The following is a 15,335-nucleotide window of genomic DNA, read 5'->3' as shown; positions in this document are numbered from 1 at the left end:
ACAAGCTTAGTCTGTTTTCACTCGATAATAAGCGTGATTAAGCAAACAGTCTAAGATTAGGTCCAGTTAGAAACTGACAAAAGCCGGTTTCTAGCTGGATCTTTTTGCGTATCATTGGAAATGAAGCTGGCAGACTGGACGAAATTACTTTTGCCAATACGTCATTCATGCAAAATATCTTTAAAAACATTATAAATAAAGGGTTAAGTTAATTGCGTTTTTATTAACATTGGTTGTCGTTACCCACATAAGCCTTCAGATCAGGTAGAATTATCCCTATCATTTGAAGGGGATGGGGTATTTTGAAGAGAATTAAAAAATTACTTTTTGCGGCAGCATTGATATTGGGGCTCTCTGTTCAAGGGACAGCGTTGGCTAAAACTGTGCATCATCAAACTTCGATTCAAAACAATTTTTTGATGATTCAATCGGATACGGTCACAACCAATGTCGGCAAGTCGGTTTTTGTGACCAATCAGCCAACGACAGCGTATGAGTGGGGAAATCAACGGGCAGATTATCAAAACCCGGTTCAGATTCCCAAAAACACGGCTTTGACTGTGCAGCAGAAATTACCCGGAGCAAAATATTTGGTAACCGTTCCGGGGAATCCAACAGAAATGTTGGTGGAAAAGCCAAGTCAGTTCAGTTATTCTTACAAACGGGTTCGAAATAACGCCCATGAAATTGATAAATTAACACAGTCATCTCTAAAATGGGCTAAAAAGTTAAACCAAAAGCAGTATCGAGCGATTCGTTACTATACGGGAAACGGCTACGATGTGATTAACCAGGCACTGCGAAAATCCCAGAAAAAAATGATTAAGACAACCCGCTCCAAGATTAGCGCCATTAATAACGGGATTCATAAATTCAAATTGAACGCGCCATTAACGGTTTTTCGGGGAACTTCCCTAGTTGGCTTAAAAAAATCATTGGCTGATCAGGCAATTCAAGTGGGTGGCGAATATCGGGATCCAGCCTATTCATCGACAACTTTGGATCGGATGACAGCACTGGCCTTTTCACAACACGTCATTTTACGAATTAATATTCCCAAAGGGTATCACGGTGCCTACGTTGATCCAATTTCAGAAAACAGGGGTGAAAAAGAATACTTAATGCAAGCCGGAACGAAAATGATCATTACCCGACTGCAGAAGGGCTATACCAGCTTCATGAAACATCGATCGAACAGCAATCAGGTAAGAAAGCCCATGTCAAGCATCTAACGCGACATCTTAAGTATTGGATAGTTACATTGGACTTGATGAAGTGAGCATTTTAAGAGTGGTGCGAAAAGTAGTTACGTTCTGGAATGGCCTTTCGGCGCCCGGCTTTAATTGCTAATAATCGGGATGACACAAACCGGGACTGAACAAAATTATTGTTATCTCAATCCTAATTAAATAGATTTGGAACCGTCAATGACTGTTTTTTTACAGTGATTGACGGTTCTTTTTTTGCTTAACAATTGAAAATAGCGTTCGACTGTGATTTGTCAAAAACTTATTTTAAGCTGAGAAGCGGCGATGCCTAAGGGTTTTGCCTAAAAAGATTGGCAAATTGAAAGTTAATGTTTACAAATGTAGATTTTTGGTGGTATAGTATTAATCGAAGTTACACTTGTAGATTTCAAAGAAGGTGGCCATCCATTTGAATAAGCAGGTTCAATCTTATGTAGCAATTGAGAATCAATTGAATGAGTTTTGGCAGAGGGGGATGACGGAATTTTGCAGCTTGTAGTATTGGCAATTTCACTTGGTTTGATTGCGTTTATTATCTGGTGGTTCTTCGGGAGTCATGAGGAGAAGACCAGTGACGCACAGATCAGTGATAATCAGCAAGAATCCACAATTGTGGTGGACGGCGGCTATTCGCCGAGTACTCTGGTTTTAAAGAAGGGTGTGCCGGCTAAAGTTAAATTTCAGATGAATGATTCGACAGCTTGTCTATCACACGTTGTTTTTGAAAAGCTGGGAATTGATAAGGATTTAACCAAGCAAAAAATGACGGCAATTGAAATCCCAACCGATCAGGCAACTGAGTTTGATTATGCTTGTGGGATGAACATGTTCCACGGCAAGATTATTGTAAAAGATTAATTTAAATAAAGTTAAACAGAAAGCAGGTAATAGTTATGAATTTCAAGAATTTTTTTGGTGGTCAAAACAAAGTGCAAGCAGATAATGACGGTGCTCAAACAGTTCAGATCAAAGTTGATCACGGGTACGAACCTGACACCGTGAGTTTGAAGAAAGGCGTTCCAGCCAAACTGGTCTTTCACCGCTTGAATGAATCTGACTGTTTGGCAAAAGTTCAATCGTCAGAGCTTGGGTTTAAGAAAAAGCTGCCACTGAATCGGGATGTTGAAGTATCCATTAACACTGACCAAAGTGGCGAATTTGACTTTGCTTGTGGCATGAATATGTTTCACGGAAAGGTGGTTATCCGTTGATTAAAATATCCAATATGCAAAAATTCTGGCTGTCGTTAATTTTGGCAAGCCCGATGCTGCTTCAAATGGTTCTGATGCCATTTCATTGGATAATCCCCGGGTATACCTGGATTGCGTTTCTGACCACAACGCTGATTATGCTGATTTCAGCTGCGCCGTATTGGAAAAGCGCCTGGGCAGCTTTTAAACACCATAATGCCAATATGAATACGTTGGTTGCCGTGGGGACGTCGGTTGCCTATTTTTATTCTTTATTTGCAATGTTGACTGGCCGAGCAGTTTACTTTGAAAGTGCCGCGCTGGTGACAGTGTTTGTCCTTTTAGGGGATGCCTTGGAAGAAAGAATGCATAGCAGTGCTTCCAACGCTTTGAGTAAGTTGCTGAATTTGCAGGTTAAAGAAGCGGATGTGTTAACGAATGATCAGTATTCAAAAGTACCGCTTGAGAAAGTTCAAGTGGGCGACATTATCCGGGTTCGACCTGGTGAAAAAATTCCGGTTGATGGTGTTGTGACGAAGGGGACGACGCATGTTAACGAATCAATGGTAACCGGTGAAAGTTTGCCGGTATCAAAAAAGACCGGCGATGAAGTTATCGGCTCGACTATCAATATGGATGGTTTGTTGATTTTTCGAGCGACTAAAGTCGGCAAAGATACGGCTTTAGCTCAAATCGTTGAACTGGTTAAGAAAGCACAGACCAGTCACGCGCCGATTCAAAATCTAACCGATCGGCTTTCAAGCATCTTTGTACCGGCGGTTCTAATTGCCGCAATCGTCACCTTTGTGATTTGGTTTGTCTTTTTAGGTGCACCGGCAGTCCAGGCAATGTTATTTGCCGTTTCAGTTATCGTGATTGCCTGCCCGTGTGCGCTGGGATTAGCAACCCCGACGGCTTTAATGGTTGGTACTGCCCGATCAGCCAAGTTGGGGGTATTAATTAAAAACGGCCAGGCACTGGAAGAAGTTAACCATGTCAAGACGGTGGTGTTCGATAAAACCGGTACAATTACAGCAGGCAAGCCAGTTGTAACTGATGTAATCGGCAACCAGCAAAAAGTCCTTCAAATCGCCGCAGCTTTGGAAGTGAACTCCGAACATCCTTTGGCCAGTGCCGTTATGGCAAAGGCTAAGCAGTATCAGCTTCGCTATTCTCAGGCGACTGATTTTCAAAACATTGAAGGCAAAGGCGTTAAAGCAGCCGTCGATGGTCAAAATGCGTTTGTCGGCAGTGCCAAGTTGATGACAACTTATCAAATGGCTGATGATTTGAAAACAGAAATGACCCGATTGCAAAATGATGCCAAGACGGTTGTGTTGGTTGGCTTGGCTGGCCAAGTGATTGGCTTGATTGCCATTCAGGATACCCCTAAGAAAACGGCGGCCCAAGCCATCTCAGAGTTAAAGGCTCGAGGACTTAAAACCGTGATGCTGACTGGTGACAACCAGCGGGTAGCGCAGGCAATTGGTAGCCAGGTTGGCATTGATCAGGTGATTGCCGGGGTTCTGCCAAATGAAAAAGCCGACCATGTTAAAGCGCTTCAGCAGGATGGTCAAGTTGCTTTTGTCGGTGACGGAATTAATGACGCACCGGCACTGACAGTTGCGGACGTTGGAATTGCCATGGGATCCGGGACGGATATTGCGATTGAATCCGGCGAAATTATTTTAATGCAAAATGATTTGATGGGCGTTGTCAGAGCGCTTGAAATTTCCAAAAAAACCTTTAATCGCATCAAGCTTAACCTTTTCTGGGCGTTTATTTATAATTTGATTGGTATTCCGATTTCAGCCGGCGTCTTGGTAGGGATTGGCCTCCAATTGAGCCTGAGTTGGCTGGTTTGGCAATGGCTTTCTCATCGGTTTCGGTGGTTACTTCGTCATTATTATTGAATAAAACTAAGATTGTTGGTGAGCAACGGTTTCACCAAACAACAGCTTAATTGAAATGTTTGAATCATAAATGCTAAATAACGGGACTGGGCAAAAGTAATTTTGTCCAGTCCCGTTATTTTATGAAATCACGATTATTACCGAGCAAAAACGTGCGCCGAAAGGCAACTTCCTGCCACATAATCGAATTATCCAAACATTCAAGCCCGGAATATTCGGATGATTCGATTATGCTCTGGAAGTTAACCGCCCTTCGTCTCACGCTTGCTTTTAGACTAATTTGATGGATTTAATACCAGTCTCGATACAGCAATTGCGATGGCAACCCCTAATCCAAGCGGCACCAAAGCCATGGATCCCAAATGGCAGACCTCAAAGATCATAAACAATGCCATTAGAGGGGCCTGCTGGGAAGCGGCCAGCAAGCTACAGCCACCCAATAAAGCTGACTGCCAAATCGGTATGGCCATAAAGGGAAGAATTAAAATCCCGATAATTGCGCCAACCGCACCGCCAATTGCGACGGAAGGCGTCAGTGTACCGCCAAACGCGCCAGCTCGAATGGTTAGAACGGTGACCAGGTACTTTGCGATGGCACCAAATAAAAGGATTAACAATAGGTGGTTGTCGGTGGTGTTAAATGAAAACTGAGCCAAAGCCCGACCATTTCCCATGATTTGGGGAAAATTAATTGAAACCAATCCGGTTAATAAAGACGCCAATGGCAGCTGCCACAGCATTTTGGAATTTCGAGGCTTTTGTCTTTCAGCCCATTTAAAAGATTTCCGAAACAAAGCGCCAAGCAATCCGCAAAGAATCGCAATCAAAACAGCAATTGGTAAAAATTGCGCCTGAAAAGCATTTTTGCCAACCAGATAATAAGGAGCGGTTCCCTTAACGGCGTCACTGATCAGTGTTGCAATGATTGACATGGTTAGACTAACACTGACACTGCGTAAAGAAATTTTTTTGAAGAGAACTTCCACACAGAAAAACATTCCGGTAACTGGTGCGTTATAGACTCCGGCAAATCCCGCGCCGGCCGCGGCAGCCATTAATAGGTGGGTATCGTCTTTGCTGAGGATTCCCAACCGACATTTTACCAATCCGGCCTGCCACTTCTGAGCAATCATTGCCCCAGCTTCCCGAGGGCTAATTCTCGGCCGACCGAACCACCGGTACCGACATAAAAGATTTGGGTTATAACGTGAAGTGCGGTTTGAACTAGTGGCATCTTTTCCCCGGATAACCCCTTTTCAATCGTAGTCGGGGGTGTCACTTTGGTTCTTAAAACCCACCAAATAACTGCTGAAATTATTCCACCGACAAGAACTGAAGCCACCCTGGCGCTACCAGGAGTTCCTGTTACAATCGGTTGAAGCGCGGTTTCATCAAAGTGAAGAAATATTTTTTCAATTAGATTTAGGAACAGGCTTAAAAGCAGTGAGCTGATTCCCACCAAAATTCCCAAACCAATTGTTGAAATTGTTAAAATAGCATTTTCCTTTTTCATAACGCATATTATCTTATCATATTCAACGGTTAGACGGATTAACGTTTTATGAAAATCAGTAGAGAATTCTTGAAAGTGTCAAGAATGAGGCTTTCATTCGTGAAATTGTAGTTTGACTTGAAAAACTTAAAAGCACAATACTGAAACTTTATGCGGTGAATGATACTTAAAAATAATTTGACGCTTTTTGAATTCGTGTGACATACTACTATTATCTAGACTGCTTTAGTTTGAGGTTAGTTGCATTTTTTCATAAATCCTAATTTACTCTTAAGGAATCAGGAGGCAATAAATGAGAAAAACGTTGAAGGTATTTGGAACTGTGTATATTGGCATGGAAATGATGATGATTTTTCTTCATCTTATTTTTGATTGGTTAATCTTGGGTAGCATTCAGTGGTGGCCATTGGCTATGCTGGTTGGCATATCTACACCAACCTATATCGTCGTATCTGTTGGTTTGATTTATTTTATTGAAAGAAAGCGGCGTTCATAAGGCTGACTGTATTTTGGATGTAGCTTGATAAGTCTTCTGGAAATTCAATAATTGGTTAGGTGTGATTTTTGGTGTCAAAGGAAATGAAAAAATTTATTGTCACAATTGCAACAATGCTCATTGTAATTTTCCATGGCGTAACAAGTGACTGGTCTAATTGGTTGTTTGGCAGTGCAATTGTCTTGGTTGCGTTTAGCGTTTGCTACGCTGCTGTTGCTTGGGTTAGAAAAAAGTCATGATTCATTTAATTAACGGATCAAGTGTCAAATTATTAAACATCATGATTTTTTAGGTTGTCATTTAACCCAACTTGTGCTATCTTTACTTTGACAATTAAATAATTTCTTCGGGGCAGGGTGAAATTCCCGACCGACGGTAACAATCTTTTGATTGAAGTCCGTGACCCGCGTTTAGCGGTGGACCCAGTGCAAGTCTGGGACCGACAGTAAAGTCTGGATGGGAGAAGAAAACACGACACGTTTGATAAAATCAGTGGCCGGCTTTTTTAGTTGGCTGTCTTGATTAATCAACCTTAAAATCTACATCAAAAATGGATTAAGTAAGGGCCCCGCAGCTTTGTTGCGGGGCCTTTTTAATTGGAGTGAAAGAATATGGACGATGAAAAAATCATGGCATTGGCTTTTGCCGAAGCCAAAAAAGGCATTGGTCTGACCTGGCAGAATCCGGTAGTTGGCGCGGTCATCTGTAAAGATAATCAGATTCTGGCAACTGGTTACCATCATCAATTTGGCCAGCACCATGCCGAAATCGATGCTTTGAGCCATCTTCAAACGCTAAAGGAGGCTGAGGGCGCGACGATGTACGTCACAATGGAGCCTTGCAGTCATTTTGGCAAAACGCCACCCTGTGCCAAGAAGTTAGTTGCCGTTGGGATTAAGAAAGTAATCATTGGCCAACGCGATCCTAATCCATTGGTCGCTGGCAAAGGCATAAATATTCTAAAAGATCATGGTATTTCGGTCAAAGTTTTGAATACTACTGGTGAATTAAACGAAGCCTATAACTTTTTTTATCGCCATCATAGACCGTTAGTGACCCTTAAATATGCTATGAGCCTAGATGGTAAATTAAACTATCAAGCCGGACAACGTACGCGACTAACCGGTGATGCGGCTTTTGCTGACAGCCAGACACTGCGAATCGCCAATCAGGCGATTTTGGTTGGTGAAAAGACGCTGACGGTCGATGATCCGAAATTGACGGTTCGAACAGCGAACTTGCCGTTTCCACCAATCAGAATTGGATTGGTCAATAACGCAGACAAACTGCCGTTATCGGCACAACTCTTTCAGCAGGAAGCACCGGTTTGGCTGTTAACCCGGACCAAATCAACCCGCCAGTGGCCAAAGTTTGTTCGTGTGTTTCAAGATCAAACTTGGACGCCGCAGACCATCGTTGAATTTTTGGCCAAACAAGGGATTCAATCGTTATTAGTTGAAGGTGGCAGCCATGTATTGGCAGCTTTTACAGCCGCTGATTTGGCTGATCGGCTGCAGGTTTATTTGGCTCCGCTGATCTTGGGTGGTGGCGGCTTACCAGCAGTTTTCGGAAAAGCCGCTTCGACAATTGAAAAGTTTAAGCCGATCAAAGTCCGTCAATTAGGGTCGGATGTCGTCATAACAGCGGGGAGGGACTAAGATGTTTACCGGAATTGTTCGATCAATTGGAACGATTAAAGCAGTTGAAAAAAGAAAAGCCAGTCAGCGATTGTTAATTGATTGCCCGTTGGTTACCAAAATTCATGCCAAAATTGGTGACAGCCTCGCGGTTAATGGGATTTGTCTAACAATTACCAAGCTACAAGAAACAACCTTTGCCGTTGACGTTATGCCGGAGACAATTCGGCGCACGAATCTGGCAACGGTTCGGGTCGGTTCTCAAGTAAATATTGAACCGGCTTTGCGGGCTTCGGATCGATTGGATGGCCACTTTGTTTTGGGACACGTTGATACAATTGGAACCGTGACTTCTCATCAAGTTGAAGGTAATGCCACTGTTTATCAGATTCGGTTTCCTAAAAAATATCGGCCCTTGATTATTGAGAAGGGGTCAATTGCCGTTGACGGTGTCAGTTTAACCGTTACCCAAGTCAATGATGATACCTTTTCGGTTAGCTTGATTCCACATACGTTGCAGGAAACTATCTTAAAAGATTTAAACGATGGTGAAGTTGTTAATTTGGAAACGGATATTTTAGGCAAATACATTTTATCAGGTCGGGAGGCTGAAACAAATGAACAAGTCAAAACAGATTATTAAACGGGTTGAACGCGCCATTGCGGCATTGAAACAGGGTAAACTGGTGATCGTTGCGGATTCACTGCAGCGGGAAGCCGAAGGAGACATGATCGGATTGGCCGATTTTGTGTCACCCCAAACGGTTAACACCATGGTTTCAAAAGCTCACGGCCTTCTGTGCGTGCCAATGAGTCAATCATATGCGGATCGATTGGGGCTTGGCCCAATGGTTACCAATGCAACGGACGCCTACGGGACTGCTTTTACAGTCAGCACGGATGCTAAAACCACCTCGACTGGCATTTCAGCATTTGACCGGGCAGACACGATTCGGCAATTGGCAGATGTAAGTAAAACCAGTGCGGACTTTTATCATCCCGGCCATATTTTTCCGCTAATTGCGGCTGATCGTGGTACACTTCAACGCCAAGGGCATACGGAAGCGGCCGTCGACCTCGCCAAATTAGCCGGTGCATCCCCGGTAGCCTATATTTGTGAAATCCTCAAAAAAGATGGCACGATGGCCCGGCGATCCTATTTAAAATCCTTCGCTGAAGGACTACAAATGCCATTTTTAACCATTGCGGACATCCAAGCTTATCGATATATGAAAGATATTGACGTGGCCCAGCCAATCACTCGGGTTAAACTGCCGACTGAATATGGTGATTTTAATTTGACGGCCTTTCGAACTGATGAACACTCGGAACCGACACTGCTGATTTCAAAAGGGACGATTGATGCAAATGAGCCATTATTATTACGGGTTCACTCAGAATGTTTAACTGGGGATGTTTTTGGTTCAAAGCGTTGTGATTGTGGCCAGCAGTTGGCAAAATCCTTGCGGCTGATTCAAATGAAAGGCCACGGTGCCGTTTTGTATTTACGGCAAGAAGGCCGCGGAATCGGTTTGGCCAATAAGTTGCAAGCTTATAAGCTTCAAGAACAGGGGTACGATACGGTTGATGCTAATATCCATTTGGGTTTTGAACCGGATCAGCGACATTACGGTGTGGCAGTGGCAATTTTACACAAACTGGGGGTTCATCGGGTTGACTTAATGACGAACAATCCGGATAAAATGCAACAGTTGACCGATTTGGGAATTGATATTAATAAGCGGATTCCACTGGAGATTGAACCAACAACTGAAGATACCTCATATTTAAAAACTAAAAAAGAGAAATTTCATCATTTATTGAAAGGAGTCGAATAAAATGAACAGCTATACGGGACAGTTAAGTGATAATCATTATCGAATCGGCATTGTTGTTGCCCATTTTAACCAATTAGTGACCGAGCGGCTTTTGCAAGGGGCACTGGGCGACCTAAAAAAGTATGGGGTGGCAGACGAACGCATAACGGTTGCCTGGGTGCCGGGCGCCATGGAATTGCCCAGAGCCGCTAAATTAATGTCAGCATCGGGAAAGGTTGACGGCGTTATTGCTTTGGGTGCTGTTATTAAAGGGCAAACCGATCATTATACCTATGTTTGTTCAGAAACTGCCAACGGTCTTAGCTCGGTTTCGCTAAACGGCGAAGTGCCGGTAATGTTTGGTGTGTTAACAACTGATAATATGGAACAGGCCATTAATCGGGCCGGTGGTAAGGGTGGTAACAAGGGCGCTGAATGTGCTGGCGGTTTGTTGGAAATGCTGGGGCTGCAAAGTTGGTTGGCTGAATGAGTTTAATTATCGTTGCCAGTTCATAAGCTGATTTAACCGATGGATTGTTTGCTATGAGAGCACATCTTCAGGTAGGCATAGTGGTAATATATTTGTTAAAAAATATGCAAGCATTGTACCGGGCCATTTTTTGAAATTAAAAAGTGGCCTTTTTTACTCTTCAAATTTTGACTTTTAGCTTGGCAAATAAATAGTTTAAGAAGGGATTTTATAAAAAACGTTATTTTAAAAAATATAGCTTGCCTTGGAGTCCACACCAAGGTTTACACTGATCCTGTTAATAAATATGAGGAGGCAATCAGTTCATGATGAAAATGGTTAAATTAAACAATGGCGTTGAGATGCCCATACTTGGTTTCGGGGTCTTTCAGGTAACAGATTTAGACGTTGCGCAACAGGCGGTTCTTGATGCAATCAAATCGGGGTATCGATTAATTGATACAGCACAGGTATACGGTAACGAGGAAGCGGTCGGCCGGGCTATTAAACAAAGTGGCATTGATCGAAAAGAATTATTTATTACAACTAAACTTTGGCTGACCGATACAGGTTATGATGCGGCCAAGAAAGCCTTTCAGGCATCCTTAAAACGACTGCAACTTGATTACATTGATCTTTACCTCATTCATCAACCATGGGGCGATATTCACGGGTCTTGGCGGGCGATGGAAGATCTGTATCGTGAGGGTAAGATTCGGGCTATTGGTGTCTCAAATTTTGAGCCTGACCAATTAACGGACATCGCAATTTTCAATGATGTTAAGCCGGCGGTTAATCAGATTGAGGTTAATCCTTGGGACCAACAGTTTAAACCGGTTAGCTTTATGCAGGATAATCAGATTCAGCCGGAAGCCTGGGCGCCGTTTGCGGAAGGTAAACACAACATTTTTCAAAATTCGGTTTTGGCTCGAATCGGCCATAGGTACAATAAGTCAATTGGTCAGGTTATTCTGAGATGGTTACTGCAACGTGGAATTGTCACAATCCCTAAGTCAGTTCATCAAAATCGAATGGTTGAAAATATCAGCATTTTTGATTTTGAACTCACAGATGAAGAAATGACGATGATTCAAAAACTGGATAAACAGGAAAGCCAGTTCTTTGATCATCGGGATCCGGAAGCACAAATGAAAATCGTGGGTCGCCGGATTAAATAGCTGTTTTTAGTCAAGTACTACGGAACAATTTAATAATAAGGAAGGAAATTATTAATGAATTTACTTATATTAGCTGCTAATGGTCAAATTGCCAAAATTGTTGAAAAAAGACTTCTTGCCGAAGATAAATTCAAGGATGTCTCGTTGACATTGGGTTTGCGTCAGCCAAAACGATTAGCTGATCTAGCAAACAATTCCAGAGTCCGTCTACTTGATGTGGATCTGGAGAATCAAGCATCGGTTAACCAAGCAGTTGCGGGTCAGGATATGATTTTTATGGCAGTCGTTGATCATGACCCCGATAATAAAATGACCAGGAATGTTATTTCAGCAATGAAAGCAAATAATGTCAACCGGATTATTTCAACCAATATTTTAGGTATTTATGATGAAGTACCGGGAGAATTTGGTCGTTGGAATCGAACAATGGTTAAAAACGGCTTGGCAGCTGCAACTCAATCAGATACGTTGTTAAGCCAATCGGGTTTGGCCTATACGACATTGCGTTTACCTTGGCTGAATGACCGTGATGAAGTTTCGTACCAAATTACGCATAAGAATGATCAATTTGTCGGGGTATCAGGGTCACGTAAAAGTGTCGCTGATTTAGTGTTGAAAATTATCACTGATCCATCATTGGGAATTAATGATAGTTTGGGACTGGCTGACCCGGCAACGCAAGGTGAAAATCGCCCTGTTTATTAATTGAAAAACACCACGCCGTTTGAGCCTTAGAGTTTGAAATATAATTTAGACACTAATCAATATGATTTAAAATTATCCATTATACTGATTAGTGTCTAAAAATTAATAATTTTTTTATTAGCCATTTGTCATTGAGAAGATTATGAACTTTTTGCAGGAGACTGTAAACTTCAGACTAATGTTTAAAGCAATACCATAAAGTGAAGGGGGAAAGTTAAAATGGCAACGATTAATCAAGTAAGTAAAAAGTTTGATTTGACCAAAGACACACTTCGATATTGGGAGCGACTGGGTTTATTGCCAGAAATCAAGCGAAACGAAAGTGGGTATCGAGACTATAGCGAATACGACATGAATTGGGTCTTTTACGTTAAAGCGTTAAGAAAAGCCGGCATGTCAATTGAAGCACTAATTGAATTTGTTAAACTATATCGTGAAGGTCAGCAAAATTCTGAAGCCAGAAAAACATTATTAATTGATCAGCGACGAGAATTAATCGATAAGATGGCTGAAATTAAAAAAACAGTTGCTTATTTAAGTTTTAAAATCGATCATTTTGAAGATCATACGTTAAATTACGAAAAAGAAAAATTAGTTTACGAGGGAAAAAGTAATGACAGCAAAAAATAAAGTTATCATTACCGATTTATCCAGTGAGATTGGCGAAGCAACCACTAAACGATTAGCTAATGTCAATAAAATTGTATTGCGGCCGATAAAACAAGGGTAATCACAAAATTTATCATGATGATTTGGGAGATAATTTTGTTAATTAAACAATCATTATAAAAGATGGTACTAAGCGAAAATTTGCTTTGGTGCCATCTTTTATAAGTAACAATGATTTGGAATTTTTACATTAGTAGTTCAGCAGCTTTGTTTTATTTATTATTGTGAATCTAACGCATTACCAAGCCACCATCCACATACAAGCATTGGCCGGTAATGTTATTGGATAAGTTCGAAGCTAAAAAAATAGCACTACCGGCAACGTCGTCCGGGATAGTCAGCCGTTTTGTCGGTGTCATCCTGATGATTGACTCTCGAACATCGTTTTGAGTTTCAACGCTGGAATCAGTCGGGTAGGTTAATCCGGGCGCAATTGCATTAACCTGAATTCCCAGAGCGCCAACTTCTGCTGCCAGAGATCGGGTGAAGCCGACTAAAGCGGTCTTGGATGTAATGTAGTCGTGATAGGGGATGAGTGGAAACGCAATTAAGTTGCTGGCCATGTTAATGATGCGCCCACTACTTTGATCTGACATCATTGGTATAGCTTCATGGCAAACATTAAAGGCTCCCTGAACGCTTCCATCGAATTGCGACTGATAATTTTGCCATTTGATTGATTCCGCTGTTTGCCGCGTTTTGGGATTGAATGTGTAGTGATTCAATGCATTATTAACAACGATGTCCAACCCGTTAAAGTTATCTTGAATTGTTGCTATCATTTGGTGAACTGCTTTTGGGTTTCGAACGTCAGCCTGAACGGGAAAAGCCTGACCGTTATTATCAATAATCGATTGAACGATGTCATTAGCTTTCTTCTGGTTTTTCAAGAAATTAACTGCCACGATGGCACCTTCTGCCGCAAAACGTTTGGCAATTGTGGCCCCGATTCCCCGGCTGGCACCTGTAACTAAAGCAATTTTATTTTTTAACAGCATTTCTAAGCTCCTTTAAAATTACTCTACGTCTGGATCCAAGCGTTCGGCGTAAGCTTCCATACTTGGTTCAACGTCAACAAAATGCAAAAGATCCAACAAATTAAAATGACCATCATGATGCCATCCAGGCCTTGCCCGGGTCATTTCGCCCAGTGAACAAATACGATCAATGCCAATTTCTCCCAAACGGTCAGCCAATGAATAAAGTCGATTGGGATCAACTGCCATGCCACAGCTTTGAAGATAGGGCTGATAGTCGTTTAAATAACGTGGCACATTTTCCAACTGATCAATTTGAAAAATGTGTACAAAGCGATTAAGTGGTGAATTTGTAAAGCCGGCTTTAGCATGGTAAACCACAGTCCAATCAGTGTTTTGTCGACTGGCCAAAACCTGAATGGTTGAATCGTTCAGAGAACGCAGTTGATATTGATTGCGGGTACGGTTAATAGCTGCTGCTTCGGGGTTCGTCAAAACTGCTCGGGGTCGTTTTAACTGATAATTAGCCAGTTCGGCTGCGATTAATTTGGCAGCTGCCAACGGCGAAATTGAGCCACCGCGTTCGATAAAAATTGCCTGAGTTGAAAGACAGCTTTGCTGATCATATACAGCAATATCTTCAACCGCTCGTTTAATCGTTTGCGGATAATGCTCCGGCGTTAAAGCTTCCCGACCAATCATTGAAAAACTGATCTTATAGCCGTAATGAAGGAAGGGTTTTGATGACGGTACTAATGGTTGAATACTTCCAACGGCTTTATCGGAACCGTAAACAATGGTTGCACCTGTTTGAGTAGCTGCAACGCTTTCCAAAGATTGGGTACCACCTTTCCAGGGTAAGATTGCCATGCAATCCGCCAAGCGTGGATTAATTTGTGCCAGTGTTTGAACAAACAAAACTGGAAGAAGCGGTTCCGCCATTGACGTTTTGCCAAGACTGGCGGCTTTAACCAGGGTTCCCATAATTAAAGGCCAGATTTGTAGGCCGGGGATGTTTCCGGAAAAGACATTAAAAATTGTTTGGGGGCCAAATGCCTTGGTTAAACTACCACTTTTTTGGGGATGAAAATCATCCAGAATTTCCGGTTGATTCAATTCGTTATCGACAAAGCGCAGCAACTCTTTTTTTCTAAATATTCGAATAAAACGTTTGATTTCCAGTTTGATCGTTTCGGCATTGTAACCAGTAATTACCGGCAACAATTTAATTGCCAATTGACGTTGCGGGCATTTGGGATTTGTCCAACACTGAATTGCCTGGTCAATCCAATCAATTATTTCAGCCACCTTTAAATGGCTTAGATATGCTTTTTGATTAGCTTTAAGCTGGTTAATCAGAACATTAAGTTCGGCAAGGGTAGGTATTGGAAGCCGTAAACTGTAAACAGTTTCACCAAGCCGAATACTTTGATATCGAAATTCAGTTAGGAAAGTTGCTTTTGGGATTTTGAATAGATCCACTGGTATTATTTTCAAAGTATCCTTGTTTATTACCTGCAACGT

At 42.0% G+C, this 15,335-nt stretch carries 14 protein-coding genes, 2 pseudogenes and 1 riboswitch; of the genes and pseudogenes, 13 read left to right on the top strand and 3 right to left on the bottom strand.

The features are described from left to right. Nucleotides 1–302 precede the first annotated feature (302 nt). The 4 genes and pseudogenes from JCM14108_RS01770 to JCM14108_RS01755 all read left to right on the top strand — a co-directional run bounded on the left by JCM14108_RS01770 (nucleotide 303) and on the right by JCM14108_RS01755 (nucleotide 4,400). The gene (locus tag JCM14108_RS01770) at nucleotides 303–1,232 is read left to right on the top strand and encodes an ADP-ribosyltransferase (protein WP_237745682.1); all 930 of its coding nucleotides are present in this window, start codon (nucleotides 303–305) and stop codon (nucleotides 1,230–1,232) included. A 498-nt stretch (nucleotides 1,233–1,730) separates the two neighbouring features. Then, on the top strand, nucleotides 1,731–2,105 hold the full coding sequence (locus tag JCM14108_RS01765) for a cupredoxin domain-containing protein (protein WP_035177882.1): 375 nt from the start codon (nucleotides 1,731–1,733) through the stop codon (nucleotides 2,103–2,105). A gap of 35 nt (nucleotides 2,106–2,140) precedes the next feature. Then, nucleotides 2,141–2,458, top strand: coding sequence for a cupredoxin domain-containing protein (locus JCM14108_RS01760; protein ID WP_035177842.1), 318 nt, complete (start codon nucleotides 2,141–2,143; stop codon nucleotides 2,456–2,458). Continuing rightward, nucleotides 2,458–4,400, top strand: a pseudogene (locus JCM14108_RS01755) (copper-translocating P-type ATPase). The gene JCM14108_RS01760 and the pseudogene JCM14108_RS01755 overlap by 1 nt, the downstream one beginning before the upstream one ends. Before the next feature lie 225 nt (nucleotides 4,401–4,625). Here the strand turns inward: JCM14108_RS01755 and JCM14108_RS01750 are convergent. Beyond that, nucleotides 4,626–5,863 (bottom strand): annotated as a pseudogene (locus JCM14108_RS01750) (chloride channel protein). Between the two features lie 292 nt (nucleotides 5,864–6,155). Between JCM14108_RS01750 and JCM14108_RS01745 the strand changes: the two are divergent. The 9 genes from JCM14108_RS01745 to JCM14108_RS01710 all read left to right on the top strand — a co-directional run bounded on the left by JCM14108_RS01745 (nucleotide 6,156) and on the right by JCM14108_RS01710 (nucleotide 12,795). Continuing rightward, nucleotides 6,156–6,359 carry a hypothetical protein gene (locus JCM14108_RS01745; RefSeq protein ID WP_035177840.1) on the top strand — a complete coding sequence of 68 codons (204 nt, stop codon included), beginning with the start codon at nucleotides 6,156–6,158 and terminating at the stop codon, nucleotides 6,357–6,359. An 83-nt stretch (nucleotides 6,360–6,442) separates the two neighbouring features. Next, a complete protein-coding gene (locus JCM14108_RS14660) occupies nucleotides 6,443–6,598 on the top strand; it encodes a hypothetical protein (RefSeq protein WP_156654942.1) in 156 nt (51 codons plus the stop codon). A gap of 99 nt (nucleotides 6,599–6,697) precedes the next feature. After that, a riboswitch (FMN riboswitch) is annotated at nucleotides 6,698–6,831 on the top strand. 139 nt (nucleotides 6,832–6,970) lie between these two features. Then, on the top strand, nucleotides 6,971–8,017 hold the full coding sequence (gene ribD, locus JCM14108_RS01740) for a bifunctional diaminohydroxyphosphoribosylaminopyrimidine deaminase/5-amino-6-(5-phosphoribosylamino)uracil reductase RibD (RefSeq protein WP_081759831.1): 1,047 nt from the start codon (nucleotides 6,971–6,973) through the stop codon (nucleotides 8,015–8,017). A gap of 1 nt (nucleotide 8,018) precedes the next feature. After that, nucleotides 8,019–8,639: a riboflavin synthase gene (locus JCM14108_RS01735; RefSeq protein ID WP_035177839.1), complete on the top strand. Its 621-nt coding sequence runs from the start codon at nucleotides 8,019–8,021 to the stop codon at nucleotides 8,637–8,639. After that, nucleotides 8,614–9,834 (top strand): bifunctional 3,4-dihydroxy-2-butanone-4-phosphate synthase/GTP cyclohydrolase II, encoded by a 1,221-nt coding sequence (locus JCM14108_RS01730; protein WP_035177837.1) that lies wholly within the window; start codon nucleotides 8,614–8,616, stop codon nucleotides 9,832–9,834. Before JCM14108_RS01735 ends, JCM14108_RS01730 begins: the two co-directional genes overlap by 26 nt. Before the next feature lies 1 nt (nucleotide 9,835). Then, the gene (gene ribH, locus JCM14108_RS01725; RefSeq protein ID WP_035177835.1) at nucleotides 9,836–10,303 is read left to right on the top strand and encodes a 6,7-dimethyl-8-ribityllumazine synthase; all 468 of its coding nucleotides are present in this window, start codon (nucleotides 9,836–9,838) and stop codon (nucleotides 10,301–10,303) included. 308 nt (nucleotides 10,304–10,611) lie between these two features. Further along, nucleotides 10,612–11,460 (top strand): aldo/keto reductase, encoded by an 849-nt coding sequence (locus JCM14108_RS01720; RefSeq protein WP_035177879.1) that lies wholly within the window; start codon nucleotides 10,612–10,614, stop codon nucleotides 11,458–11,460. Between the two features lie 54 nt (nucleotides 11,461–11,514). After that, nucleotides 11,515–12,165: an NAD(P)H-binding protein gene (locus tag JCM14108_RS01715; RefSeq protein ID WP_035177825.1), complete on the top strand. Its 651-nt coding sequence runs from the start codon at nucleotides 11,515–11,517 to the stop codon at nucleotides 12,163–12,165. Between the two features lie 219 nt (nucleotides 12,166–12,384). After that, nucleotides 12,385–12,795: a MerR family transcriptional regulator gene (locus tag JCM14108_RS01710; RefSeq protein WP_035177822.1), complete on the top strand. Its 411-nt coding sequence runs from the start codon at nucleotides 12,385–12,387 to the stop codon at nucleotides 12,793–12,795. 269 nt (nucleotides 12,796–13,064) lie between these two features. Here the strand turns inward: JCM14108_RS01710 and JCM14108_RS01705 are convergent, their stop codons facing one another. Beyond that, nucleotides 13,065–13,832 (bottom strand): SDR family oxidoreductase, encoded by a 768-nt coding sequence (locus JCM14108_RS01705; protein ID WP_035177820.1) that lies wholly within the window; start codon nucleotides 13,830–13,832, stop codon nucleotides 13,065–13,067. 18 nt (nucleotides 13,833–13,850) lie between these two features. After that, entirely contained in the window at nucleotides 13,851–15,332 is a 1,482-nt protein-coding gene (locus JCM14108_RS01700; protein WP_035177814.1) for an acyl-CoA reductase, read from the bottom strand. Between the last annotated feature and the right edge of the window lie 3 nt (nucleotides 15,333–15,335).

The sequence above is a fragment of the Lentilactobacillus farraginis DSM 18382 = JCM 14108 genome, assembly GCF_000583655.1.
GTDB lineage: Bacteria > Bacillota > Bacilli > Lactobacillales > Lactobacillaceae > Lentilactobacillus > Lentilactobacillus farraginis.
This window is presented reverse-complemented; position numbering and strand designations above follow the sequence as displayed.

Excerpts from the sequence above, each read along its gene's own strand:
- JCM14108_RS01760 (WP_035177842.1), top strand. The coding sequence starts at position 2,141 with ATGAATTTCAAGAATTTTTTTGGTGGTCAAAACAAAGTGCAAGCAGAT.
- JCM14108_RS01745 (WP_035177840.1), top strand. The coding sequence starts at position 6,156 with ATGAGAAAAACGTTGAAGGTATTTGGAACTGTGTATATTGGCATGGAA.
- JCM14108_RS14660 (WP_156654942.1), top strand. The coding sequence starts at position 6,443 with ATGAAAAAATTTATTGTCACAATTGCAACAATGCTCATTGTAATTTTC.
- ribD (WP_081759831.1), top strand. The coding sequence starts at position 6,971 with ATGGACGATGAAAAAATCATGGCATTGGCTTTTGCCGAAGCCAAAAAA.
- JCM14108_RS01735 (WP_035177839.1), top strand. The coding sequence starts at position 8,019 with ATGTTTACCGGAATTGTTCGATCAATTGGAACGATTAAAGCAGTTGAA.
- JCM14108_RS01730 (WP_035177837.1), top strand. The coding sequence starts at position 8,614 with ATGAACAAGTCAAAACAGATTATTAAACGGGTTGAACGCGCCATTGCG.
- ribH (WP_035177835.1), top strand. The coding sequence starts at position 9,836 with ATGAACAGCTATACGGGACAGTTAAGTGATAATCATTATCGAATCGGC.
- JCM14108_RS01720 (WP_035177879.1), top strand. The coding sequence starts at position 10,612 with ATGAAAATGGTTAAATTAAACAATGGCGTTGAGATGCCCATACTTGGT.
- JCM14108_RS01715 (WP_035177825.1), top strand. The coding sequence starts at position 11,515 with ATGAATTTACTTATATTAGCTGCTAATGGTCAAATTGCCAAAATTGTT.
- JCM14108_RS01710 (WP_035177822.1), top strand. The coding sequence starts at position 12,385 with ATGGCAACGATTAATCAAGTAAGTAAAAAGTTTGATTTGACCAAAGAC.
- JCM14108_RS01705 (WP_035177820.1), bottom strand. The coding sequence starts at position 13,832 with ATGCTGTTAAAAAATAAAATTGCTTTAGTTACAGGTGCCAGCCGGGGA.